General features: G+C 65.8%; 20 protein-coding genes and 1 riboswitch. Of the genes, 11 read left to right on the top strand and 9 right to left on the bottom strand.

The window, feature by feature from the left end; genetic code table 11:
• Positions 1 to 142: 142 nt before the first annotated feature.
• The gene (locus J6525_RS15560) at positions 143 to 706 is read right to left on the bottom strand and encodes a helix-turn-helix domain-containing protein (protein WP_225645332.1); all 564 of its coding nucleotides are present in this window, start codon (positions 704 to 706) and stop codon (positions 143 to 145) included.
• 58 nt (positions 707 to 764) lie between these two features.
• On the opposite strand from J6525_RS15560, the gene J6525_RS15555 reads away from it, so the two are divergent.
• Both J6525_RS15555 and J6525_RS15550 read left to right on the top strand, forming a co-directional pair.
• Positions 765 to 1,280 carry a GNAT family N-acetyltransferase gene (locus J6525_RS15555; protein ID WP_225645331.1) on the top strand — a complete coding sequence of 172 codons (516 nt, stop codon included), beginning with the start codon at positions 765 to 767 and terminating at the stop codon, positions 1,278 to 1,280.
• A gap of 55 nt (positions 1,281 to 1,335) precedes the next feature.
• A complete protein-coding gene (locus J6525_RS15550) occupies positions 1,336 to 2,127 on the top strand; it encodes an MOSC domain-containing protein (RefSeq protein ID WP_225645330.1) in 792 nt (263 codons plus the stop codon).
• Positions 2,128 to 2,169: 42 nt separating this feature from the next.
• Here J6525_RS15550 and J6525_RS15545 read toward each other — a convergent pair whose 3' ends face one another.
• The gene (locus tag J6525_RS15545) at positions 2,170 to 2,835 is read right to left on the bottom strand and encodes a TIGR02594 family protein (protein WP_225645329.1); all 666 of its coding nucleotides are present in this window, start codon (positions 2,833 to 2,835) and stop codon (positions 2,170 to 2,172) included.
• 239 nt (positions 2,836 to 3,074) lie between these two features.
• Here J6525_RS15545 and J6525_RS15540 point away from each other — a divergent pair, with 239 nt between their 5' ends.
• On the top strand, positions 3,075 to 3,947 hold the full coding sequence (locus J6525_RS15540) for an alpha/beta fold hydrolase (protein WP_225645328.1): 873 nt from the start codon (positions 3,075 to 3,077) through the stop codon (positions 3,945 to 3,947).
• An 89-nt stretch (positions 3,948 to 4,036) separates the two neighbouring features.
• On the opposite strand, the gene metW is transcribed toward J6525_RS15540, so the two are convergent.
• Both metW and metX read right to left on the bottom strand, forming a co-directional pair.
• Positions 4,037 to 4,702: a methionine biosynthesis protein MetW gene (metW, locus tag J6525_RS15535; protein ID WP_057017864.1), complete on the bottom strand. Its 666-nt coding sequence runs from the start codon at positions 4,700 to 4,702 to the stop codon at positions 4,037 to 4,039.
• Complete coding sequence (gene metX / locus J6525_RS15530; protein ID WP_225645327.1) at positions 4,699 to 5,904, bottom strand: homoserine O-acetyltransferase MetX; 1,206 nt, start codon at positions 5,902 to 5,904, stop codon at positions 4,699 to 4,701. Before metX ends, metW begins: the two co-directional genes overlap by 4 nt.
• A gap of 85 nt (positions 5,905 to 5,989) precedes the next feature.
• Positions 5,990 to 6,069: riboswitch (SAM riboswitch) on the bottom strand.
• A gap of 174 nt (positions 6,070 to 6,243) precedes the next feature.
• Between metX and J6525_RS15525 the strand changes: the two genes are divergently transcribed.
• The 5 genes from J6525_RS15525 (at position 6,244) to J6525_RS15505 (ending at position 10,849) form a co-directional block, all read left to right on the top strand.
• The gene (locus J6525_RS15525) at positions 6,244 to 7,092 is read left to right on the top strand and encodes a chorismate mutase (RefSeq protein ID WP_225645326.1); all 849 of its coding nucleotides are present in this window, start codon (positions 6,244 to 6,246) and stop codon (positions 7,090 to 7,092) included.
• Between the two features lie 99 nt (positions 7,093 to 7,191).
• Entirely contained in the window at positions 7,192 to 8,289 is a 1,098-nt protein-coding gene (gene hisC, locus J6525_RS15520; RefSeq protein WP_225645325.1) for a histidinol-phosphate transaminase, read from the top strand.
• Positions 8,290 to 8,293: 4 nt separating this feature from the next.
• Complete coding sequence (locus tag J6525_RS15515; protein ID WP_225645324.1) at positions 8,294 to 9,226, top strand: prephenate/arogenate dehydrogenase family protein; 933 nt, start codon at positions 8,294 to 8,296, stop codon at positions 9,224 to 9,226.
• A gap of 90 nt (positions 9,227 to 9,316) precedes the next feature.
• Positions 9,317 to 9,751 (top strand): VOC family protein, encoded by a 435-nt coding sequence (locus tag J6525_RS15510; RefSeq protein WP_225645323.1) that lies wholly within the window; start codon positions 9,317 to 9,319, stop codon positions 9,749 to 9,751.
• A gap of 246 nt (positions 9,752 to 9,997) precedes the next feature.
• Positions 9,998 to 10,849, top strand: coding sequence for an SH3 domain-containing protein (locus J6525_RS15505; protein WP_225645322.1), 852 nt, complete (start codon positions 9,998 to 10,000; stop codon positions 10,847 to 10,849).
• A 35-nt stretch (positions 10,850 to 10,884) separates the two neighbouring features.
• Here J6525_RS15505 and J6525_RS15500 read toward each other — a convergent pair whose 3' ends face one another.
• From J6525_RS15500 to J6525_RS15490, 3 genes are all read right to left on the bottom strand, one after another.
• The gene (locus tag J6525_RS15500) at positions 10,885 to 11,874 is read right to left on the bottom strand and encodes a Bug family tripartite tricarboxylate transporter substrate binding protein (RefSeq protein ID WP_225645321.1); all 990 of its coding nucleotides are present in this window, start codon (positions 11,872 to 11,874) and stop codon (positions 10,885 to 10,887) included.
• A 298-nt stretch (positions 11,875 to 12,172) separates the two neighbouring features.
• The gene (locus J6525_RS15495) at positions 12,173 to 12,682 is read right to left on the bottom strand and encodes a hypothetical protein (protein WP_092080590.1); all 510 of its coding nucleotides are present in this window, start codon (positions 12,680 to 12,682) and stop codon (positions 12,173 to 12,175) included.
• Between the two features lie 127 nt (positions 12,683 to 12,809).
• Entirely contained in the window at positions 12,810 to 14,378 is a 1,569-nt protein-coding gene (locus tag J6525_RS15490) for a hypothetical protein (RefSeq protein WP_225645320.1), read from the bottom strand.
• 254 nt (positions 14,379 to 14,632) lie between these two features.
• Between J6525_RS15490 and J6525_RS15485 the strand changes: the two genes are divergently transcribed.
• Positions 14,633 to 14,863: a hypothetical protein gene (locus J6525_RS15485; RefSeq protein ID WP_225645319.1), complete on the top strand. Its 231-nt coding sequence runs from the start codon at positions 14,633 to 14,635 to the stop codon at positions 14,861 to 14,863.
• 127 nt (positions 14,864 to 14,990) lie between these two features.
• Here J6525_RS15485 and J6525_RS15480 read toward each other — a convergent pair whose 3' ends face one another.
• Positions 14,991 to 16,178 carry a DUF2125 domain-containing protein gene (locus J6525_RS15480; RefSeq protein ID WP_225645318.1) on the bottom strand — a complete coding sequence of 396 codons (1,188 nt, stop codon included), beginning with the start codon at positions 16,176 to 16,178 and terminating at the stop codon, positions 14,991 to 14,993.
• A gap of 153 nt (positions 16,179 to 16,331) precedes the next feature.
• On the opposite strand from J6525_RS15480, the gene J6525_RS15475 reads away from it, so the two are divergent.
• Complete coding sequence (locus tag J6525_RS15475; RefSeq protein WP_225645317.1) at positions 16,332 to 16,928, top strand: gamma-glutamylcyclotransferase; 597 nt, start codon at positions 16,332 to 16,334, stop codon at positions 16,926 to 16,928.
• Positions 16,929 to 16,945: 17 nt separating this feature from the next.
• Here J6525_RS15475 and J6525_RS15470 read toward each other — a convergent pair whose 3' ends face one another.
• Entirely contained in the window at positions 16,946 to 17,236 is a 291-nt protein-coding gene (locus J6525_RS15470) for a hypothetical protein (RefSeq protein ID WP_225645316.1), read from the bottom strand.
• Between the two features lie 5 nt (positions 17,237 to 17,241).
• Between J6525_RS15470 and J6525_RS15465 the strand changes: the two genes are divergently transcribed.
• Positions 17,242 to 20,544 carry an efflux RND transporter permease subunit gene (locus tag J6525_RS15465; protein WP_225645315.1) on the top strand — a complete coding sequence of 1,101 codons (3,303 nt, stop codon included), beginning with the start codon at positions 17,242 to 17,244 and terminating at the stop codon, positions 20,542 to 20,544.
• The last annotated feature ends 31 nt before the right edge of the window (positions 20,545 to 20,575 follow it).

The following is a 20,575-nucleotide window of genomic DNA, read 5'->3' as shown; positions in this document are numbered from 1 at the left end:
ATCTTCATTGGGTTTCCGCGGGCCGCGTTGACGTTCCTCAACCAGCCTCTGGTCGTCGCCATCATTTTTCAGGCTTGCCGCAGATGTGGGCACTTGGTTCTAAAACGGAAGAGCCGCAGTCTGCGATTTCGCCCGATGAAGCTCAGCGCCGCACGATGGCGACAAGGTAGCGGCAAGGCTGAGCCGTTTCGTTACGGAAGACGATGTCCGACGGCGGACCAAGCTCGACGCGGTCACCCGCAGCGAGCTCGTGGCGCTCCGCCCCTTCCATCAAGGTGAGGCGGCCGCTGATCACCCACACCACCTGGCGGACCAGATGATAGGCGCTGGCGGGGAAGCCGGCTTCCTGCCTCGCAGGCAGCTCGATCTCCACCAGCTCCAGCGGATTGGCCGGATGCAGGAACACCTGCCGCCGCAGATAGGCCGCCTTCGGATCGCGCCACACCGGCTGATCCTTGGCCCGCTGCAGGCGGGAATTGTGTGAGGCAACCTCGAACAGCGCGGCCATGGTCAAGCCATAGGCCGTGGCGATCCGCGACAGCGTCGCCGCCGTCGGGCTTGCCTCCGCCCGCTCGATCTTGCTCAGCATGGCCTTGGACACGCCGGCCCGCCTGGCGAGGTCCGCCAGCGACCAACCGCGGCCCTCCCGTTCGGCGCGAACCCGCCGCCCGAGATCCTCATCGGCCTTGTCCTCTATAATTGACATATTGTCTTATATAGTAGACGATGGAGGCCGTTCAAGAGGCCCGTCCAAGGAACCACCGATGATTATCCGCCCCGCCATCGAGCAGGACATCCCGGCCATTACCGCGATCTTCAATGAGGCGGTCGCCAACTCGAATGCGATCTGGACGGAGAAGCAGGATTCCGACGCCGAGCGGCTGGCCTGGATGAAGGCGCGGCAGGCTCTGGGCTATCCCGTGCTGGTGGCTGTCGAGGAAACAACGGTGCTCGGCTACGGCACATTCGGCGACTTCCGGGCCTTTCCGGGCTACCGCTACAGCGTCGAGCACAGCGTCTATATCCATGCCGATCATCGCGGCCGCGGCCTCGGCCGGATCATCGTCGACGAGCTGATCGTCGCGGCCACCGCGCTCGGCAAGCACGTCATGATCGCCGGCATCGACGGCGGCAATCCCGCCTCGCTCCGGCTGCACGCGCAGGCCGGCTTCGTCGAGGTTGCCCGGATGCCGGAGGTCGGACGCAAGTTCGGCCGCTGGCTCGATCTCGTGTTCATGCAGCGCCTGCTGGACGCGCCTGGAGCGGCGCGCGCCGACTAGTACCTTCCCGCGGGCGGCAGTTCTCCTCGCACGCCAAACAGGGTAGAGCGGGCGAATGGACAACGCGCACGCTTCCTCCGCCCGGATCACCGGCATCTATCGCTACCCCGTCAAAGGTCTCACGCCCGAGCCGCTGCCGCACGCAGAGCTAAAGGCCGGCGAGACGCTCCGCTCCGATCGCCGCTATGCGATCGAGAACGGTCCGAGCGGTTTCGATCCCTCGGCGCCGAAATGGCTGCCGAAGCCCCATTTCCTGATGCTGCAACGGGACGAGTGGCTGGCGCCGCTGCGCGCCCATTTCGATGATGACAGCCATGCGCTGACGCTGCGCCGGGATGGCGCGATGGTGGCCCAGGGCGACCTCGAGACCGCGGAAGGCCGCGCGGCGATCGAGCGCTATTTCGCCGATCGTCATACCGGCCAGATCAAGGGCCCGCCCAAGGTGCTGGTCAGCCCCGGGCACAGCTTCTCCGACGTGCCACGCAAGGTGGTCTCGATCATCAATCTGGCCAGCCTGCGGGCGATCGAGCAGATGGTGCAGGCGCCAGTGCATCCGCTGCGCTTCCGCGCCAACCTCTATGTCGAGGGCTGGCCGGCCTGGCATGAAGCCAGCCTGCTCGACCAGACCATTGCGATCGGCAGCGCCCGGGCCAGGGTGGTGAAGCGCATCACCCGCTGCGCCGCGGTCAATGTCGACCCCGATACCGGCGCGCGCGACCTCTCGGTGCCGAACACGCTGATGCAGCGCTTCGGCAATAATGAATGCGGCATCTACGCCGAGATCATCAGCGATGGCGGTGCCGCCGTCGGCGACACGATTGCCGCTGAGGGACCTGTAGCGTCGTAAGCCGGGCAAGGCGCGTGCGCGCCCTGCCCCGCTTTCGAGCGATCAGTTGGTCGGCATCACATAGGCGTAGATGCGGCCGCGCGAGACCCGCGTCTCGCGGACGCGGTGGCCGCTGTTGCCCGAGATCATGATCGGATTGCCCTTGGCATCGACGCCGGTGATGATGCCGACATGGCCGCCGCCGTGGCGGCTCATCACGGCGATGGCGCCGACCTGCGGTCCCGAAACGCGCGTGCCGTATCTGGCGAACGAGCTCGCCATGTCGGAGCCGGTGCCGCGATGGCCGGTGTGCTGCAGCACCATGTTCATGAAGCGGGCGCACCACAGGCTTGAGCGGCCGGTCGGATTGCCGCCGAGATAGCGGCGCGCCTCGGCCACGATGCCGGACGAGCCGAAGCCACCTGCCGCGCTGACGCCGCCGGTATTGGGCACGGCGTCAGCGCTGCCGGGCAACGGCGCTGCGTTGGTTTCGATGATCCCGCCCGGCTGCGCGAGTGCGCGGCGCTCGGCGCGCGACAGCCGCGCTGCGGGCCGATAGTGATGACGGGCATAATGACGCGCGTGATGGCCGGCATGGGCCGAATGCGCGTGACGTGAATGATGCGGACGGGCGGATGCCGGTGCGGCGGAGATCACGGCGAGAGTGAGCGAACACAGAGCCAGCGCCAAAACACGAAGCGACCGGCGACACGCAAGCAACTGAACCATACTTCACTAGATCCTCTGTAACACCAATTCCCCGTCGCGTTCCCAAGGAAACACTCAAGGGAACACGGCGGTGGTTTTGAAAATCGGGATGGCGCGAGGAAGATTTCATGCGGCACTGCGGGAACAATTTCTGGGTCATTCCGCGATGATTCGATGACGAGAAAGGAACCGGAACTGCCGCATTGCGGCCTCGAAAATTAACTGCAAATCTGGAGGCGGCCAACGAGAGGAGAATTTCAATGCCCTACGCCACGACGAAAGATCATGTCCGCCTCCATTTCGAAGAGGCCGGCAGCGGAACCCCGATCATCTTCCTGCACGAGTTCGCCGCTGATCACACCAATTGGGAGCCGCAGATGCGCTATTTCGCGCGCGGCCACCGCTGCATCGCCTATTCGGCGCGCGGCTACACGCCGTCCGACGTGCCTGCGAGTGCCGACGTCTACACCTACCAGCACTTCTATACCGACGCGCTCGCGGTGCTCGACCATCTCGGCATCACCAAGGCGCATTTCGTCGGACTCTCGATGGGCTCCTATTCGTCGCTGCAGATCGCCCTCAACGCGCCGGAGCGCGCGCTGTCGATGACGCTGGCCGCGGTCGGCTCCGGCTCCAGCCTCGAGCATCTCGATGCCTTCCGCGCGCAGTGCCGCGCCAATGCCGCGCAATACGAGAGCATCGGCGCGGTTGAGGTCGCCAAGGTGACGCGCGAGGCGCCGAGCCGGATTCCGTTCCTGGTCAAGGATCCGCGCGGCCACGCCGACTTCTACGCCGCGCTCGCCCGCCACGACGCCAGGGGCTCCGCCAACACGATGCGCAGCTTCCAGGGCGGCAGGCCCTCGATCTACACCATGACCGATGCGATCAAGCGCGCCGCGACGCCGGCGCTGATCCTGTGCGGCGACGAGGACGACAATTGCATCGCGCCCAGCATGTTCCTGAAGCAGCATCTGCCGGCCGCCGGCCTATCGTTCTTCCCGAAGTCGGGCCACGTGCTCAACCTCGAGGAGCCGGCGCTGTTCAACGAGATGGTCGAGCGCTTCATCGCGCTGGTCGAGGCCGGCCGCTGGCCGGTGCGCGATCCGCGGTCGCAGGTGGCGGCGCCGGTGTAGTCCTGTCATTCCGGGGCACGCGAAGCGTGAACCCGGAATCTCGAGATTCTGGGTTCACGCTTCGCGTGCCCCGGAATGACGCCATGACGTCACTTCCCCTGCCCTCCCCTGCTGAGCAGGAACACACCCTGCTCGCCGAACATGTTCCACACCCACCACGGCAGGTTGAGCGGCACCGGGCGGCCGTAGAGATCGAGCGCCACCGCGCGCTCCATCTTGACGTTGATCTCCTCGCAGAGCTGCACGAAATCCTTGATGGTGCAGAAGTGGATGTTCGAGGTGTCGTACCAGCTCGCCGGCAAATTCTCGGTGCGCGGCATGTGGCCGCCGATCAGAAGCTGCAGCCGCATCTTCCAGAACCCGAAATTCGGGAACGAGACGATGGCGCGCTGGCCGATCCGCAGCAGATTCTCCAGCACCACCTTGGGCTGCCGCGTCGCCTGCAAGGTCTGCGACAGGATCACGTAGTCGAAGGCGTCGTCGGGATAGTTGACGAGGTCGGTGTCGGCATCGCCCTGCACCACGGCGAGCCCCTTGGCGACGCAGCCATTGACGCCCTCGCGCGACAGCTCGATGCCGCGGCCGTCGATGCCGCGGCTTTCCAGCAGCTGCAACAGCTCGCCATCGCCGCAGCCGACATCGAGCACGCGCGAGCCCGGCCGCACCATGTCGGCGACTAGCAGATGATCGGTGCGATAGCCGCCGGTCCGCTCCGGCGCGATGCCCGGCAAGGGCAATGTCTGCTGCATGCTCATGACTGGCCGCCGTCCTTCAGTCCGCGCGCCTTGGCTGCGGCCAGCAGGAACGCACGGGAGATCTCGAGGAATTCGGGCACGTCGAGCAGGAAGGCGTCGTGGCCCTTGTCGGTCTCGATCTCGGCGAACGACACCCGCGCGCTCGACGCGTTCAGCGCATGCACCAGCGCGCGCGATTCCGAGGTCGGAAACAGCCAGTCACTGGTGAACGACACCACGCAGAACCGCGTCTGGATGCCGGTGAACGCCTTCGCCAGCACGCCGTTGTGGTCGGCGGCGATGTCGAAATAGTCCATCGCGCGGGTCAGATAGAGATAGGAGTTGGCGTCGAAGCGCTCGACAAAGGACGAGCCCTGGTAGCGCAGATAGCTCTCGACCTGGAAATCCGCATCGAACGAGAAGGTCGGCAGCTCGCGGTCCTGCATCCGCCGTCCGAACTTGCGGTGCAGCGCGGCGTCCGAGAGATAGGTGATGTGCGCGGCCATCCGCGCCACCGCCAATCCACGGTGCGGATGGGTGTCCTCGTCGACATAGCGGCCGCCGCGCCAGTCCGGATCGGCCATCACGGCCTGGCGGCCGAGCTCGTGGAACGCGATGTTCTGCGCCGAGTGGCGCGTCGAGCAGGCGATCGCGAGCGTCGAGAATACGCGCTCCGGATAGGCCGCGGTCCATTGCAGCACCTGCATGCCGCCCATCGAACCGCCGACCACGCAGAACAGCGTATTGATGCCGAGGCGATCGATCAGCATCGCCTGCGCGCGCACCATGTCGGGGATGGTGATGATCGGGAAATCGAGTCCCCACACCTTGCCGGTCGCGGGGTTCAACGACGCGGGGCCGGTCGAGCCCATGCAGCCGCCGATCACATTGGAGCATATGATGAAGTATTTGTCGGGATCGATCGGCCGGCCGATGCCGACCATGGTCTCCCACCAGCCGGGCTTGCCGGTGACGGGATGGATGTTGTTGACATGCTGATCGCCGGTCAGCGCGTGGCAGACCAGGATCGCGTTGGAGCGGTCGGCATTGAGCTCGCCATAGGTCTGGTAGGCGATCTGGAACGGTGCGAGATCGACGCCGCAATCGAGCTTGAGCGGCTGGTCCATCCCGAACTTCGCCACCAGTGACGACGGATGGTCGGCCTCATGGGCGCGATCATCGTTCGGGGTTTGTGGGCTCGGTATCGGACGCACGTTGCTCATCTAGGCGACCCTGCCTCCGCGCGGGAGGGCTCGACGGACCTCAGGCCAATAAAAAACCCGGCCTGAACAAAGGTTCGGCCGGGAGCTGATAAGGTCCCCGGCCTGTTTAGCGAGTTGTTTAACGTGGCTGCAAGCCGGCCGGCTCAAATGACCACGGGACGCAGGGAACGTAGTCCCCACGCCCCCCGCCGTCAAGACAGCCCTGTCCACGGCCGATTGGTTAACCGAATGCGCAAGGCACGCCTGCGACGTTTCTCTTTGCTTTCGCTGCCCGTCTTTCCTAATCAGGGACCCTGTCCGACGCGGCAACGGGCCGCCCCGACGACAAGGTTTGAGAGCATGTCCAACCCACCCCCGTCGCCGCCCTCGCTGCAGGATCTGCGCAAGGAGATCGATGCGATCGACGAGCAGGTTCACCGCCTGTTGATGGCGCGCGGCGACATCATCGACCGCCTGATCCAGGTCAAGAAGACCCAGGAGGTCGGCTCGGCGTTCCGCCCGGCGCGCGAGGCCAGCATGATGCGCGAGCTGGTGCGGCGTCATCGCGGCATCCTGCCGCTCGACACCATCGAGAGCATCTGGCGCGTCATCATCTCGACCTTCACCTATGTGCAGGCGCCGTTCGCGGTGCATGCCGATGTTTCCGTCGGCGAGTCGGCCATGCGCGACTCGGCGCGGTTTCACTTCGGCTTCGTGGTGCCTTACGTCTCGCATTTCAGCGCGCAGGCCGCGGTCGAGGCGGTGGCGAAGTCGAAGGGCGACCTCGCGCTGGTCTCCGCGATCGCAAGCCGTACGCCGTGGTGGAATGCGCTCGAGGCCGATGGCGCGCCGAAGATCATCGCGCGGCTGCCGTTCCTCGAACGCGCCGACCATCCCGCCGCGCTGCCGGTGTTCGTGATCTCGCGGGTCGCCGACGACGCCATGGTCACCGAAGTGCAGACCTGGAGTGTGCGCGTCTCCGGCTGGAACGCCGACGTCGCCCGGGCGCTGGCGCCGCTCGCCGAGATCGTCGCGGTCCCCGACACCGCTTTCGACGGCGCGGCGCTCCTGATCTCGGTCACCGGCCACGATTTCGAGGCCATCAAGCTCGCCCTGATCAAGGCCGGCGCCTCGGTTCGCTCGTCGGCCCTCGTCGGCAGCCACGCAACGCGCTATACGGTGCCTTCTAACGGATCGGCCAGGACCTGAAGCAAGAGCCAGCCGCCCGTCCAGGCTTTTGTTTTGACGCGTTTTCTTCACGCGAACCGGTATCCACTTCGCTCGAAAACGCTCTGTTCGGAGTTGATGATGTCCCGCCCCGTGCCGAACCCCGGCATCCTCGATATTGCGCCCTACACGCCCGGCAAGAGCCCGGTGCCGGAACCGGGCCGCAAGGTGTTCAAGCTGTCCGCCAACGAGACGCCGTTCGGTCCGTCTCCGAAGGCGATCGCGGCCTACAAGGCGGCGGCTGACCATCTCGAGGACTATCCGGAAGGCACCTCGCGCGTGCTGCGCGAGGCGATCGGCCGCGCCTACGGGCTCGACCCCGACCGCATCATCTGCGGCGCCGGCTCCGACGAGATCCTCAATCTCTTGGCGCACACCTATCTCGCGCCCGGCGACGAGGCGATCTCGACCACCCACGGCTTCCTGGTCTACCCGATCGCCACCATGGCGAACGGCGCCAAGAACGTGATCGCGGCCGAGACCAACTTCACGGCCGACGTCGACGCCATACTCAGGGTGGTGACGCCGCGCACGAAACTGGTCTGGCTCGCGAACCCGAACAATCCGACCGGCACCTATATCACGTTCGACGAGGTCAAGCGGCTGCGCGCCGCGCTGCCCTCGCATGTGCTGCTGGTGCTCGACGCCGCCTATGCCGACTACGTCTCGCGCAACGACTACGAGTTCGGCATAGAGCTGGTCGCGACCACAGACAACACGGTGGTGACGCACACCTTCTCGAAGATCCACGGTCTTGCGGCGCTGCGGATCGGCTGGATGTTCGGGCCGGCGCATATCGTCGATGCCTGCAACCGCATCCGCGGTCCGTTCAACGTCACGACGCCGGCGATGCTGGCGGCGGTGGCGGCGATCGAGGACACGGCGCATGTGCAGATGTCGCGGACCCACACCGAACAATGGCGCAACTGGCTGACCGAGGAAATCGGCAAGCTCGGGCTGAAGGTGACGCCGAGCGTCGCCAACTTCGTGCTGATCCATTTCCCGACCGACACGGGCAAGACCGCGGCGGAAGCCGACGCCTATCTCACGCGGCGCGGCCTCGTGCTGCGCGCACTCAACAATTACAAGCTGCCGCATGCGCTGCGCATGACCATTGGCACCGAGGAGGCCAACCGCCTCGTGGTCGAGGGGCTGCGCGACTTCCTGGCCGGAAAGTGACATCGTGACCACCGCTCCGCTCTTCAAACGCATCGCGCTGATCGGCTTCGGTCTGATCGGCGGCTCGATCGCGCGCGGCGCGCGCGCGCAGGGGCTGGTCGGCGAGATCGTGACCACCGCGCGCTCGGAGAAGACGCGTGCGCGCGTCGCCGAGCTCGGCATCGTCGATCGCGTCGTCGAGACCAACATCGAGGCGGTGAAGGATGCCGACCTCGTCATCCTCTGCATCCCGGTCGGCGCCTGCGGCCCGGTCGCCGCCGAGATCGCCGGACATCTCAAGCCCGGCGCCATTATCTCCGACGTCGGCTCGGTGAAGGGCGCCGTCGTCAAGGACATGGCGCCGCATCTGCCTGACGGCGTCCACTTCGTCCCGGCGCATCCGGTGGCCGGCACCGAGCATTCGGGGCCGGATTCCGGCTTCGCCGAGCTGTTCATCAACCGCTGGTGCATCCTCACCCCGCCCGAAGGCACCGATCCCGCGGCGACCGACCGATTGCGCGCGTTCTGGGCCGCGCTCGGCGCCAAGGTCGAGATCATGACGCCCGACCATCATGACCTCGTGCTCGCGATCACCAGCCATCTGCCGCATCTGATCGCCTACACCATCGTCGGCACCGCCGACGAGCTGGCGCAGGTGACGGAATCCGAGGTCATCAAATTCTCCGCCGGCGGCTTCCGCGACTTCACCCGCATCGCTGCCTCGGACCCGACGATGTGGCGCGACGTGTTCCTCGCCAACAAGGACGCCGTGCTCGAGATGCTCGGCACCTTCAACGAGGATTTGTCGAAGCTGACCCGCGCGATCCGGCGCGGCGACGGCGAAGCGCTGTTCGACCACTTCACCCGCACCCGCGCCATCCGCCGCGGCATCGTCGAGACCGGCCAGGACTCCGCCGCACCCGACTTCGGCCGGCCGCATGCGAATTTGGAGAAGTAGGCGGGGCCGACCCGCCTACCGGTCGACGGAGCGAGCTGGTAGCCTCGCAGCAGGAAAGCCGGCGCGTCGCTGATGACAGGGAGCGATCAGATGATACTCAGTCCGGATCATGTGACGATCGCAGTGGCAGATGCCGGCCCGGCGATCGCGTTCTTCGCACTGCTCGGCTTCAAGAAGACTCACGTCGCGACCATCGACGGCGGCGTTCCCGCCCGGTACATGGGCATGCCGGCCATGAAGGCGCAGCACATCACCCTCGCACTCGAAGGAGCGGATTTCGAGATCCAGCTGCTTCAGTTCGACCCGCCCCCAGGGACCGATCCGGGGGTGCACCCGACCAATCTGCGAAAGCTGGGCTTCAATCACCTCGCCTTCCGCGTGGACGACATCGAGGCGGCCACCGCGCACCTGGTGGCCAACGGTGTCACCATGCTGAGCGAGGAGATGGACTACATCAGCCGGAAGCTCCGGCTGTTCGAGGGCCCGGAGGGCATCACCTTCGAGTTGGTCCAGCGGGACGCCTGAGACTACGCTGGCCAGGGCCGTTTGCCTTGCCCCAAGCGGCGCGGAATGATGTCGGCCTTTGACCCGTGTGGACCCGGCCTCCCGCTAGCCCGGGCCGGTATCTCGCCCCATTATCACGAGACCTCGGGCGCGCTATCATCCGGCCATTCTTTGGACAAGACTGAAGGGAGTGCTGGAGGCTGATCGCCCCTGACGGATAGCCGAGTCGGTACTCTTGGGTGACATTGGACGGAAAGGGAAACGTCGATGAACTCCACACCCACTCCGAACCCAGTTGGATCGAACGATAGCCCGAGCGCGCGCGCCGACGAAAGACTCGCGGAAGCCCAAAAGCAGATTGCGCGCGCCGATGAAGAACTCACGCGCTTGAGTGAACAGCTCGCAAGAATGGAGCGCGATGCCGCGTCCCACCCGTCGGCAAAGCCAAACCCGCCCCCGGTCGGACCAAACCCCGCTTCTTCCGGGCCCAGCCCTGCTTCTTCCGGACCTGCCGCGCTATCGCCGCCCGGAAGACCGGTATTCCGAGCCCTCACCGCCTTGTCGGTGGCAGCATGTATCGTTGTCGCTGCCCTGGCTTTGCAGTCGTCATATGGCGGGGAAGCCAAGCTGCTTGTCGCTCGTTGGGCGCCGCAGCTCGTTTCAACTCCATCATTGCCGCCGGATGATCCGCAGCCTCCGGCGCAGCCCGCTTCACCTACCGTTCAGGTCGCCGCGGCAGACGCCGCTCCGCCCCAAGCGACGCCGTTGCCTGAACCCGCACCACCGCAGGACGCCGCGCCGACAGCCAACACAGCCCTGCCCGATCAGACGCAGCTGCTGCAAACGATCGCACGCGACCTCGCAAATGTTGAGCGAAATATCGAGCAACTAAAGGCGAACCAGCAACAGATGGCCCGCGAGAGCTCCAAAGCCATTGAGGAACTCAAGGCGAGCCAGGAAGAAATGAAACGAGCGCTCGCGAAAGTTTCCGAGCCGAAGGCGTTGCCGGCTCCGACGCAGCCGGCGCCGGCCGCGCGCAAGCCCGAGCGGACGTCTATCCCGCCATACGCAAGAGCGCGGCCTCGTATCCCGAGGGAGTGGTTCTACGACGAATGGTGACCGTCGATCCAGCCATCCTTCAGTTCCGGATCGCTTCAAGCCGGCGGCAGGCCGAGTGACTGCGCGGCCTCCATCCAGACCGGCAATTCGCGCTGATACAGCGCATTGCTGTCCTTGAAGCCGATCGCGGGCTCCAGCACGAAGGTCGCGAGCACCTCCTTGACCTTCGGATCGCTATTGGCGGCGACGCAAATCTCCGACAGCCGATCGACGATCGGCTGCGGCGTCGCCTTCGGCAGCGCCCAGCCCGAGAAGCCGCTCACGGTGAAGAACTTCGACGTCGTGCCCTGCTCGGGCAGCGTCCTGATCTCGGGGATCGCGTCGACCTTCTTCGAATGCACCCCGAAGACGACGCCGCGACCGCTTTGCAGGACGGTTTGCGCGGCGGTGTAGCTGCCCATCGCGACATCGAGCGTACCTTCCGCGAGCCCGGTCCACATCGGTGCTTCGCCGCGATAGTGGATCGGCTCGATGGTGAGGCCATACTGCTTGTTGAGCTCGTTGATCGTCATGTGCGGCGCGGAGCCCGCGCTATAGGTGCCGAAATTCACCTTGCCGCTGCTGCGCGCATAGGCGACGAATTCCGCCAGTGTCTTGACGCCCAATTTCGGGCTCGCGACCAGCAGCAGCCCGGCGCCCGGGATCACGCTGACCAGCGTCAGATCCTTGTCCATGTCGTAGCCGGGGTTCTTCATCATCGCGCGGTTCATCACGTAAGTGGTCGAGATCGAGCACAGGATGGTGTGACCGTCAGGCGCGGCGCGCGCCACCTCGGCGGCGCCGATCGAGCCCGAGGCGCCCGCCTTGTTCTCGATGACGACGGTTTGCCCGACTTGCCTTGCGATGAATTCGCCGAATGCGCGTGCCAGGAGATCGGTCTGCCCGCCGGCGGGGTAGCTGCAGATCATGCGGATTTGTCGCGAGGGCCAGGCGGCTTGCGCCGAGGCGCCGCGTGAAAGGAAGGGCATCGCGGCAGCCGCGGTTCCGGCAGCGATGACGTGACGGCGGCTGAATTTCGCTGGCATTGAAGTCCCTCCCGATTTTTTGGTGAGGGTATCGCATCGGCCGATCGCAGCTACGGGACAGATTGGCGCAGCGAGGAAATGTGGCAGCGGAAGGCTGCGACGCACTGGTCGAGGCAAGGCGCGCAATGGTGTCAGCCCCGTCATCCTGAGGTGCGAGCACAGCGGCGCAACTGCGCCGCTACGCGAGCCTCGAAGGATGCACGGCCGCAGCCGGGCCGCCGCCCTTCGAGGGCCGCCGAAGAGGCGGCCACCTCAGGGTGATGGAGTGAGAGGGCGATCGTTCGAATCGCGACGGCGCTCACCGCCGCAGCCGTTGATCCCGGATCGGCCCCGCCGATAGCGCGGCGGCCTTCTGCGCCGGCCGCTGACGGCCGACGAGGCCGGCGGTCGCCAGCATGACGCCGCCGCCGAACCACCACGAGCCGATCACGAACTCCCAGGCGCGCGGCGGAATCTCGTCGAACACGATGCCGTAGACCGACACCAGCGCAGCCAGCGCGGCAAGGAAGATGCCGCCCGCGCTCATCAGCTCGACGGCATCGATGCGCCCCGTGCCGCGCATCACCGGCTTGGGAACATCGATGCCGAGATAGAAGCCGGCGGCGCCGATCACGATCGTCGTTGCGATGAAGATCAGCGTGCCGAAGACAGCGACATGGCCCTTGGCGAGCTGGGCGGCGACGAAGGTGCCGGCCATGGCACCGGCCATCGCGAGGCCAGTTCGCTGCAGCACATGCGCGGCGCGGCTGACCATCATCAATTCGCGCGCGATCACGGCCCTCTGCTTCGGTCTGGTCACGATCCTCATTTGACCTCTCCCTCCTCACTGGTGATGAATCTAGACTGAGACGGCACCGCGAACTCGATTCACCTCTCCCCGCCGGGGAGAGGTGAACTGCCGTTGCCGCTCCAGCTCAACCTGATCTCGTCACGCCCTAGAACGGGTAGTAGCGGATCTGGGTCATGACGATGTGGTCGTCGGTCTTCGGCGCGCCGCCGACACCCTGGAAGGCGAAGCGCTGGGTGTAGGAATATTGCGCGCCGGCCTTGATGGTGCCGTAGGAGCCCTTGAAGATCGTGTCGTAGAAGCCCGCGGTGTACTGCCTCACCTCCGAAGTGTTGCCGTTACAGGTCGCGGCCGGCGAGTTCTCGATGTTGCAGCCGAGGTTGTTGTAGAGCGGATTGCCGTAGCCGAACGGCACCGTGCCGACATTGGAAAAGGTCGCCTTGGTCTTTTCTAGCCCGGCATAGGCGTAGAGATCGAGCGACGGCGTCGTGTGCCAGACCGAGCCGACCAGGAAGGCCGTGATCGGCAGCGGCTGGATCGAGCCGTCCTGGCGCACGGTTGCATCCGGGAACGGCGTTGCGGTGAAGCGGCCCAGCGCGCCGTAGGAGGCGGAGGCCTGCACCTCGAGCAGCTTCGGCACGATCTCGGCCGAGAGGTGGCCGCCGAAGCTCACCGTGTTGACGTCATGATTGGCGAAGTTGAAGCGATCATAGAAATCGCGGTAGAGCGCCCACGCCTCGACATGCAGCTTGTAGGGCCCGAGCCGCGGATCCCACGCGCCCTTCACGGTGAAATCCGGAACGTGGTTGAGGCTGACATTGTTCAGGCTGTTGAAGAAGCTGCCGCCCGGACCGGTGAGATTGACCAGCAGGTTCGGATTGAGCACGCCCTGCGGGCCAACCGCCGGCGTGCCGACCAGCGGGTTGTTGCCGCCGAAAAAGGATGTCTGCGGGTTCTCCGCTGAGACCGCGAGCTTGAACTCGGGCCCGATATCCTGCCAGACCCGGACGCCGGGTTGACGCGCGCCGAGGAAGCCCGGCACCAGTTCGAAATCGATCACGCCCGGCGTATCGGCGCCTCGCGGATCGATGCCCGCCTTGCTTGGCGTGTTCAGCGACCATGATTGGCCGGCCAGAACATGCAAGCCGAGATCGCTGCGGTCGATCTCGATGCTGGCCTGCCGCAGCCGCGGATTGAACGAATTGGTCGCGACCGAATTCGCGGTCTGCGCCGCGCCCTCGAAATCGAGCTCGCCATAGCCGGCGACGTGGACGTTCTCTGTGGCGTTGGCTTCGGCGAGCACCGAGAAGCGGGTCTGGCGCGCGGTGAAGCGCGACTCGCCGGTGTTGTAGTTCTTGCTCTGCGGGAACGGGATGAAGTTGTAGACCGAGCCCGAATCGGAGGCGAGGTTGCGGCTGCGATAGATGCCGGTGAGATCGACCCAGCCGCCGAAGGTGAAGGTAACGCCCTTGTAGCAGAGCTTGCCCGATGCGCAGGGATCGAACGGCACCGGCGCCTTCGCCGTCATCTGCGTGTTCTGAATTGCGTTCTGTCTTGCGGCCAGCGCCTCCTCCTTGCGCGCCTGCGTCTCCATTTTCTGCTCGAGCTGCTTGAGCCGTGCCTTCAGCGCACGCAGCTCGGACGCATCGTCCTCCGCCAGCGCCGAACCTGCCGACAGCAGCATGCTACCGAGCAGAATTCCCCCGAGAATTCGCATCGCTTCTCCTCCACACGAGGTTACTTCCTCAGGCGAGAGAGAGCGGTACTCGGGGAGTGATATTCGCGCCGGAGCGCATTATTCCGGTCACGTTTTTCTCATCGCGGCGGCGGGAATAGATTGCCGCGACGGACGATATCGCGCGCGAGGAACACCCGAGGTGGAGGCGTAACAACACCGGCCGCGATTTCGAATTGTGTTCGGGCGATGGTTTTCAACCTGCCACGGACATTGGATCGACGGAGGACTGCAACATGATCGGTGAAGTCATTGTCGTTGGTGACTTGAAGTTACGGGAGAACGCCCCGCTTGACGAATACAACCGGCTGGGCGAACGCATGTACGACATTGTCAGCCGCCTTCCGGGATTCCTGTCGGTGAATCATTCAGGGCGGCGGATGGCGAGGAGCTCACCCTGTTTCGCTTTGCCTCGGAGCAAGCACTCGAAGCCTGGCGCAATCATCCCGACCATGTCGAAACCATGAAGCGGGGACATGCCGAGTTCTACGCCAGCGGCTTCCTGCAGATCTGCAAGGTGATCCGCGAGGTCGGCCCATTTGAGCACACCTGACGGTGCGTGGGCGAGTTCGCGTCAGCGCAATCCGCCGCGGCTCAGAACAGCGGCGGGATCTGCGCGACTTTCAGCGGCCCCAAGAACACCGCGCCGTCGGCGAAGCGCAGCGGGAAGCTGCGCGCCTTCTTGCCTTCGAGGGTAGCCTCGGTGCCGAGCGAATTGATGCCGGCGGAAATGCCGGCATTGGCGTTCTGCTTGATCACCTTGCCGAGGCCGGGGATGGCGCGATCCAGCGCGCCAAAGAGATTGCTGAGGTCCTGGCTCTTCACGCCGGGCGCGACGCGATCAAGCGTTGACTGCGGAACGCCCTCCTCCAGCATCTTGTCGATGCCGAGCGCGGGGATGACGCGCTCGAGGCCGGCGACCGTCATCTGCAATTCGCCCTCGATGCGCCCTTGCGCGTTGAGGCGCAGCGTGCCGGCTGCGACCGACAGCACATCGCCCTGCTCGATCCGTGACTGCTGGATCTCGACGCTGCCGCCGGCGGCCTGGATCTCGCGGAAGCGATCCGGCCACGGCTTCGGCGAGAAATCCTTGAGGCCGTTGAGCCGCGCATGGATGTCGGCGTTGAACGGCTGGGCGAGCAGCGGATGCACCTCCTGCAAGGTGCCGCCGGCAATCTGCAGCACGGTCTCGATCGCGGGACTGTCCGGCGCCGAGCCGTCGACCTGCCTGCCGTGCAACTCGATGTGATTGACCCGCGCCAGCGGCGCCGGCGCCGCGCCGCCGGTGCGGTCGATGGCGAGATCGTCGAACACCAGCGAGGCGCGCTGCGGCGGCGCCGGCAGGCCGACCACGCTGCTGCGTGCCTTGCTCCAGCTCACCGACAGCGTCGGCTGCGCGCCGCGCTCGGCGATCGTGGCCGGTCCCTTGAACTCCGCGATCACGAGCTTGGGATCGTAGACCTGCGCCACGACCAGGATCTCGGCGAGCCGCGCCACGAACGCCATCTGCGGCGAGGCGGTCTGCGAGACCAGCATCACGCTCGGATCGGTGCAGCGGACCTCGAATCGGAACGGGTAGCCCGCCACCGAACGGTCCCCGCAATCATAGACCCGGCCGGCCTTCGCCTCCTGCGCGCGCCAGGCATCGGCCTGCACGCCGACCTGCGAGGCGGCGAAGAACCAGAAGGCACTCCACAGCACCGCGGCGATCAGGACCGCGACGGGGACGGCATAAAGGCCGAAGCGCGAGCGGCGGCGGGGGGCGGAGGTCTGATCCGACATGCAGGTCCTTTGGCGGGCGAATTTGTCAAAATCTAAGCGGCCGCGAGCCTTGAACAAGCCCCGAGCAACCCCTGAGCTAGCCTTCAGCAAGCCTTGGAAACAACACGGAATCCGCTTCGCTTCGACTGCCCGTTCTGCTAGCCCATCAGCGCGATGTCAGCAAATCCTCCCCATTCCGAAACCGACGGCGACCTCTGGGTGTTCGGCTATGGCTCACTGATGTGGAAGCCGGGCTTCGAGTTCCTGGAACAGGTGCCGGCGCGGCTGATCGGCGAGCATCGCGCACTCTGCGTCTATTCGTTCGACCACCGCGGCACGCCGGAGAAGCCGGGCCTGGTGCTCGGGCTCGACCGCGGCGGCGCCTGCCGCGGCATCGCGTTCCGCGTCGCCGCCCGCCTGCGCCACGACACCATCGCCTATTTGCGCGGACGCGAGCAGACCACCAACGTCTATCGCGAGGTGATGCGCTCGGTGTGGCTGGAGAATGCGGCGCGCGAGCGCGTCTCTGCGCTGGCCTATGTGGTCGATCGCGGCCACGTGCAATATGCCGGGCGGCTGTCGCTCGCCGAGCAGCAGCGCCTGGTGCTGCAGGGCCACGGCCGCTCCGGCAACAACCGCGACTATGTGCTCTCGACAGTGGCCTCGATCGAGAAGCAGGGCTTTCGCGACACGCAGCTGCACCAGCTCGCGGCGATGCTGCATGATGCCCACGCGGTGCGTCACCCGCTGCAGGAAGCCCGGGATGCGTAAGGCTGCGTCGCGAGGCTCTACTTAGTTCGCTTGGCCAGCAGTCGTTTAACGACCTCGCCGAGCGGACTATCCGGCGACTTGCGGAATGCCTTGAGCTTCTTCATTGGCCTTCGCAGTGCTTGCGACTGCGCTTCGCCGCCATCGTCGATCAGCCTTTGTAAACGGGTTGTTGCCAGATCCGCGTTTTTCGGCGTGCGGCGCGGTGCATCCGGCAAATCGCGGCGGCGGTATGGCGCCGCCCTGTGACATTTAGGCTTTTGCATCCCGGCGCGGACGGATAGAAGCTGATCCGCAAACAGCGCTCGCAAATTCGATGAACCTCTCCGCCCCCTTTGTCCGACGGCCGGTCGGCACCACGCTGCTGTCGCTTGGCCTCGTGGTGGCGGGCATCATTGCGTTCTTCAAGCTGCCGGTGTCGCCGCTGCCCGACGTCGACATCCCGACCATCATGGTGCAGGCGACCCTGCCCGGCGCGAGCCCTGCCGACGTCGCCTCCACGGTGGCAAGCCCGCTCGAGCGCCATCTCGGCCAGATCGCCAGCGTCACCGAAATGACCTCGGTGTCTTCGCTGGGCTCCGCCCGCATCACGCTGCAGTTCGACATCGACCGCGACATCAACGGCGCGGCGCGCGACGTGCAGGCGGCGATCAACGCGGCGCGGGCGGACCTGCCGACCAACCTGCGCGCCAATCCGACCTACCGCAAGTTCAACCCGGCCTCGGCGCCGATCCTGATCTACACCTTGACCTCGGACACGCTGACGCCGGCCGAGCTCTATGACGCCGCCTCGACCGTGCTGGCGCAGAAGCTGTCGCAGGTCGAGGGCGTCGGCGAAGTCTCGGTCGGCGGCGGCTCGCTGCCGGCGGTGCGCGTCGAGCTGATCCCGCCGGCGTTGTACAAATACGGCATCGGGCTCGAGGACGTCCGCGCCGCGCTCTCGAGCGCCAATGCGCACAGCCCGAAGGGCGGCATCGACGTCGGCAACCAGCGCTACCAGATCTACGCCAACGACCAGGCCCGCAAGGCGGCCGACTACAGGCCGCTGGTCGTCGCCTACCGCAACGGCGCGGCGGTGCGCCTGACCGATGTCGGCGACGTGATCGATTCCGTCGAGAATGTGCGCACGCTCGGCCTTTCCAACGGCAAGCCGGCAGTCGTGATGATCGTGTACCGGCAGCCGGGCGCCAACATCATCAAGATGGTCGACACCGTGAAGGGGCTGATGCCGCAGCTGAAGGCCTCGGTCTCGCCCGCGGTCGACATCACCCTCGCGATGGACCGCTCGAAGACGATCCGGGCCTCGCTGCACGACGTCGAGATCACGCTGTTGATCGCGGTGGCCCTGGTGATCCTGGTGGTGTTCGCCTTCCTGCGCAATGCGCGGGCCACGCTGGTGCCGGTGGTGGCGGTCGGCGTGTCGCTGATCGCGACCTTCGCCGTGATGTATCTACTCGGCTACACGCTCGACATCTTCTCGCTGATGGCGCTGACGGTGGCGACCGGCTTCGTGGTCGACGACGCCATCGTGGTGCTAGAGAACATCACCCGGCACATGGACGCCGGGATGTCGCGGCTCGAGGCCACGCTGGTCGGCACCCGCGAGGTCGGCTTCACGGTGCTGTCGATGAGCGTGTCGCTGATCGCGGTGTTCGTGCCGATCCTGCTGATGGGCGGGCTGGTCGGCCGCCTGTTCCGCGAATTCGCCATGACCATCACGATCGCGATCGTGATCTCGCTGGTGGTCTCGCTGACCACGACGCCCATGATGTGCGCGGTGCTACTGCGCAAGGAGGAGGGCCGTCCGCACGGCCGGATCTACCGGATCAGCGAACGCATCTTCGAGCTGATGCTGAACGGCTACCGCGCAACGCTCGGCCTCGCGCTGCGCCATCCGCTCCTGGTGATGCTGATCCTCGGCTCGACGCTCTATTTGAACTTCCATCTCTACAAGGTGGTGCCCAAGGGCTTCGTGCCGCAGCAGGACACCGGATTGCTGGTCGGCTCGATCCAGGCCGACCAGAGCACCTCGTTCCAGCTGATGCAGCAGAAGCTGACCCAGTTCATCGACATCGTGAAGTCGGATACGGCGGTCGACACCGCGGTTGGCTTCACGGGCGGCGGCGGCGTGGGTCCCGGCGGCACCAACACCGGCACCGTGTTCGCCTCGCTGAAGCCGATGGACGAGCGCCGGCTGCGCGCCGACAAGGTGATCGAGCGGCTGCGCGAGCCGTTGGCAAACGTCGCGGGCGCCACGCTGTTCCTGCAATCGATCGGCGACCTCGGCGCCGGCGGACGCTCGGGCAACGCGGCGTATCAGTACACGCTGAAGGGCTCGACCTTCGAGGAGCTGAACGAGTGGACCCCGAAGCTCGTCGCGGCATTGCAGAAGGAGCCGACGCTCGCCGACGTCAACAGCGACCAGCAGAACAAGGCGCTGCAAGCCAATCTGATCATCGATCGCGACGCCGCCTCCCGGCTCGGGATCACGGTCAGCCAGCTCGACAACACGCTCTATGACGCGTTCGGGCAGCGCCAGGTGTCGACCATCTTCGTCGCGCGCAACCAGTATCATGTGATCATGGAGGTCGCGCCGCGCTTCTCGCAGGACCCGCAGACCCTGAAGGAGGTCTATATCTCGACCTCGGGCGGCTCGGCGAGCGGCACGCAGAGCACCAATGCGGTGGCTGGCACGGTGGCCTCGTCCTCGCAAAAAAGCTCGGTCAGCGCGGTCGCCGCCAATGTGGTGCGCAACCAGGCCACCAATTCGATCGGTGCCACCGGCAAGGGCGTCGCCTCGACCGGTACCGCAGTCTCCACCAGCGCGGAGACCATGATCCCGCTGTCGAGCGTTGCGCGCTTCGAGCACGGCGAGACGCCGCTTTCCGTCAACCACCAGGATCTCCTGGTCTCGAGCACCATCTCGTTCAATTTGCCGCCAGGCGTCTCGCTGAGCACGGCCACCACCACGATCGAGAACGCGATGCACGCGCTCGGCATGCCCGCGGGCATTTCCGGCGGGTTTGCGGGCTCCGCGAAAATCTTCCAGCAGGCGCTGGCGAACGAGCTGTTCCTGATCCTCGCTGCGCTGGCGACGATCTACATCTCGCTCGGCATGCTCTACGAGAGCTACATCCACCCGCTGACCATCCTCTCGACGCTGCCCTCGGCCGGCGTCGGCGCGGTGGCGGCCTTGATGCTGTCGCACACCGATTTCGACATCATCGGCATGATCGGGGTGATCCTCTTGGTCGGCATCGTGAAGAAGAACGCCATCATGATGATCGACTTCGCGCTCGATGCCGAGCGCCAGCGCGGGCTGTCGTCGCGCGATGCGATCTACGAGGCCTGCCTGATGCGCTTCCGGCCGATCATGATGACGACGCTGGCCGCCCTGTTCGGCGCAGTGCCGCTGATGATCGGCCTCGGCGAAGGCAGCGAGTTGCGCCAGCCGCTCGGCATCGCGATCTTCGGCGGACTGATCCTGAGCCAGATCCTGACGCTCTACACGACGCCGGTGGTCTATCTCTATCTCGACCGTGCCAGGCTCTGGACCCAGCGCCGCCACGCCGCGCGCCGCGCACGCCGGGCGGCAGCATCAAGCGCCGCCGGTCGTTGACAGACCCGTATCGATGTTGCCAACCTTGCGC

Source organism: Bradyrhizobium australafricanum (assembly GCF_020329495.1).
In the GTDB taxonomy this organism is placed as follows: Bacteria; Pseudomonadota; Alphaproteobacteria; order Rhizobiales; family Xanthobacteraceae; genus Bradyrhizobium; species Bradyrhizobium australafricanum.
Note: the sequence above shows the minus strand (reverse complement) of the source record. Positions and strands in the feature narration are given on the sequence as shown.

Bases quoted from the DNA above. Each gene is read 5' to 3' on its own strand.
- J6525_RS15540 (WP_225645328.1), top strand. From the start codon at position 3,075: ATGCCCTACGCCACGACGAAAGATCATGTCCGCCTCCATTTCGAAGAG.
- J6525_RS15525 (WP_225645326.1), top strand. From the start codon at position 6,244: ATGTCCAACCCACCCCCGTCGCCGCCCTCGCTGCAGGATCTGCGCAAG.
- J6525_RS15510 (WP_225645323.1), top strand. From the start codon at position 9,317: ATGATACTCAGTCCGGATCATGTGACGATCGCAGTGGCAGATGCCGGC.
- J6525_RS15545 (WP_225645329.1), bottom strand. From the start codon at position 2,835: ATGGTTCAGTTGCTTGCGTGTCGCCGGTCGCTTCGTGTTTTGGCGCTG.
- J6525_RS15485 (WP_225645319.1), top strand. From the start codon at position 14,633: ATGATCGGTGAAGTCATTGTCGTTGGTGACTTGAAGTTACGGGAGAAC.
- J6525_RS15490 (WP_225645320.1), bottom strand. From the start codon at position 14,378: ATGCGAATTCTCGGGGGAATTCTGCTCGGTAGCATGCTGCTGTCGGCA.
- hisC (WP_225645325.1), top strand. From the start codon at position 7,192: ATGTCCCGCCCCGTGCCGAACCCCGGCATCCTCGATATTGCGCCCTAC.
- J6525_RS15465 (WP_225645315.1), top strand. From the start codon at position 17,242: ATGAACCTCTCCGCCCCCTTTGTCCGACGGCCGGTCGGCACCACGCTG.
- J6525_RS15480 (WP_225645318.1), bottom strand. From the start codon at position 16,178: ATGTCGGATCAGACCTCCGCCCCCCGCCGCCGCTCGCGCTTCGGCCTT.
- J6525_RS15505 (WP_225645322.1), top strand. From the start codon at position 9,998: ATGAACTCCACACCCACTCCGAACCCAGTTGGATCGAACGATAGCCCG.
- J6525_RS15475 (WP_225645317.1), top strand. From the start codon at position 16,332: ATGTCAGCAAATCCTCCCCATTCCGAAACCGACGGCGACCTCTGGGTG.
- metW (WP_057017864.1), bottom strand. From the start codon at position 4,702: ATGAGCATGCAGCAGACATTGCCCTTGCCGGGCATCGCGCCGGAGCGG.
- J6525_RS15560 (WP_225645332.1), bottom strand. From the start codon at position 706: ATGTCAATTATAGAGGACAAGGCCGATGAGGATCTCGGGCGGCGGGTT.
- J6525_RS15550 (WP_225645330.1), top strand. From the start codon at position 1,336: ATGGACAACGCGCACGCTTCCTCCGCCCGGATCACCGGCATCTATCGC.
- metX (WP_225645327.1), bottom strand. From the start codon at position 5,904: ATGAGCAACGTGCGTCCGATACCGAGCCCACAAACCCCGAACGATGAT.
- J6525_RS15495 (WP_092080590.1), bottom strand. From the start codon at position 12,682: ATGAGGATCGTGACCAGACCGAAGCAGAGGGCCGTGATCGCGCGCGAA.
- J6525_RS15500 (WP_225645321.1), bottom strand. From the start codon at position 11,874: ATGCCAGCGAAATTCAGCCGCCGTCACGTCATCGCTGCCGGAACCGCG.
- J6525_RS15555 (WP_225645331.1), top strand. From the start codon at position 765: ATGATTATCCGCCCCGCCATCGAGCAGGACATCCCGGCCATTACCGCG.